This window comes from Bacillus cereus group sp. BfR-BA-01331 (genome assembly GCF_022663915.1).
Lineage (GTDB): Bacteria > Bacillota > Bacilli > Bacillales > Bacillaceae_G > Bacillus_A > Bacillus_A mycoides.
Genome location: NZ_JAKUGJ010000092.1, coordinates 1 through 2,272, shown reverse-complemented (window position 1 = coordinate 2,272; position 2,272 = coordinate 1). Strand labels below are relative to the sequence as shown.

The following is a 2,272-nucleotide window of genomic DNA, read 5'->3' as shown; positions in this document are numbered from 1 at the left end:
AGCATAATTAATTCTCATCATTTTACCATTGATTCTTATTAAACTAAACTGCCATTAAGTTATTTGGGGTATTTGCTCTTCTTTGCTTGATAGCCATATGTGTACTACCACGAATATAACGATACCTTTTATATATTTTGTTTCGTAATATTAACCCCATATTCTCTATAAAAATCTAAAATTACAGATGCATTCATACCCAAATCTAATAAATTTTCCGGAAAGTAAATTTTAGGATCCGGAACCACAATATCAGATGTTTGTAAAATGTTCTCTGCTTGGACAGCTGCTCCTAAAGCAGTAAGATGTGTCTGTCCTAACGGATCTGATATATTCACACATCGTCTATGCAATACACCAGTAGCATCATAACCTTTAAGGTGAATAACTATGTTATGTGCACTTCCCCTTCCGGGTTTATAGAGAATATTTTTCCGTAAATCGGTAAATTTTTCTCCGCTAATCATTTTCCAAATCCCTGTATTCACCAGAGAAACCAGTCCATATGTAGATATTTTACTATCAAAAGCAATACGAAAGTTAGCCGAAACAGCATGAATTGATTCTGGCAGGGTTACGTGATCAGGAGTATCCAAACGATAACATTTGGTTATATAACCGTTGGGAAAGCGGACTTTGATTGGATCAGTCATTGGATAAGCCTGTCGCATTCCCTCTCGAGCTTTGACTTCAAATGGAATCGTTAACCGGTCCATATATGCTGTCGAATTTGGTCCTGCTTTGTCTTGAAGAGAATATAGTGCGTTGATATCAACCGTAACCTCTTGAAGATCTTTTGAATACATTTTAGCAAAAAGGGCTGCTGTCCCTCCCATCCACCCCGAAGCTAATACAACAGGGGATTGGACCTCAACATTTTTTAATCGATCAATAGAACTCTTAAAACGTTCAGTCCAACGAGTAATGTCAACCAATGGAATTTTTTTTCGAACTGCAGATAGAAGTAGTCTATCTTGCGGGTCATTAACCGCATTAACAACTAATGTGAAATTATCATCCAAATTTCTTAAAGGATCATCTGTTGTGTTGTCTACAGTGACTATTTTTACTCTCTCTGATTCAAAAGGTAACGCTTTCCCTAAGGTTCTTCCTCCTAATCTAATTTCCAAATCAGGATGTCGATCATGTAAAATTTGAGCAATTTGACTACCAACAACACCATACCCACCAACAATTAATACTGTTTTCTTATTCATCTGAAACCTCCATTTTAATTAGTACGAGATTATAAGTTTAAACGATCAAAAACTTAAACCTTTTAACGTAATGCCGCTAAAAAAAGGGACAAAAGGTGTCCCTAAACTATAAATGAGTACCTAATTCTTACATTCATCTTCAACTAAAGAAACAAGTTCTTTTAAAAGATTTATTGTTTCATTAAATTCAAGACAATAATACATTTCAGTGCCTTTTTTCTGAACTCGAAGTAACCCTGATTGTTTCAATATTTTCAAATGATGAGATACAGTAGGTCTTGACATGGGAATATGCTCCGCAATTTGCGTCACATTCAAGCTATCTTTATCAATTAAAAGCGATACAATTTGCTGACGAGTTGGATCTCCCAACCCTTGAAAACATGGTCTTAAATTTTCTAAAATATGCATTACTTTATCATTACAGTTCATTTCGCTAACATTACCTTCCGTTTAAGAATTTAATCATTTAAACGTATTATAAATTACATTACTATCTAATGCAATAAAGAAGTAGCACCAACTTTAAGTATAAATATAAAAAGTTTCATAAACAGCCATTTTTGATTTTCCAGATTTTTAAGAATGGCGGGTCTTTTTTCTGTAACAATTTCCAAATCCATTCCAGCTACAACCAGGACAAACCCACGAAATTCACGAAGACTCTATCGGATTGTATCAAAAGCTTCCAACTCAAGTGATCCTGCTTTTCTTGTTTATCCTCCTACAGAAAAACGGGCGAAAATCTCATCGATATGAGAAGAAAACAGTCTTTGATATATTAGGTGTCGTTTACAATTGTGCCATGTCTGATAATCAAGCGGCTTAATTCAAAAAAATGAAACCCGTTAGGGTTTATTTCGTATGCAAATCTTTAAATTCCCTACACGTAGCCTTTAGAAAAAAGAAACAACCTCTACTATAATTGACGTTGTATAATCTTAGCTTGATAGCGATGTGGCGGTACCCCACATCCATCAACTTAAGGATTTAGACTATTCTTAAACTAAAAAGCACGTTACTATTCTCTTATGTTAATGAGAAAGGGTGACGTG

Annotated in this window: 2 protein-coding genes; both read right to left on the bottom strand. The window is 34.7% G+C overall.

Annotated features, from left to right (window positions below):
- Positions 1-128 precede the first annotated feature (128 nt).
- On the bottom strand, positions 129-1,217 hold the full coding sequence (locus MR155_RS30925; protein ID WP_201040037.1) for a saccharopine dehydrogenase NADP-binding domain-containing protein: 1,089 nt from the start codon (positions 1,215-1,217) through the stop codon (positions 129-131).
- Between the two features lie 120 nt (positions 1,218-1,337).
- Complete coding sequence (locus MR155_RS30920; RefSeq protein WP_000995770.1) at positions 1,338-1,649, bottom strand: ArsR/SmtB family transcription factor; 312 nt, start codon at positions 1,647-1,649, stop codon at positions 1,338-1,340.
- Between the last annotated feature and the right edge of the window lie 623 nt (positions 1,650-2,272).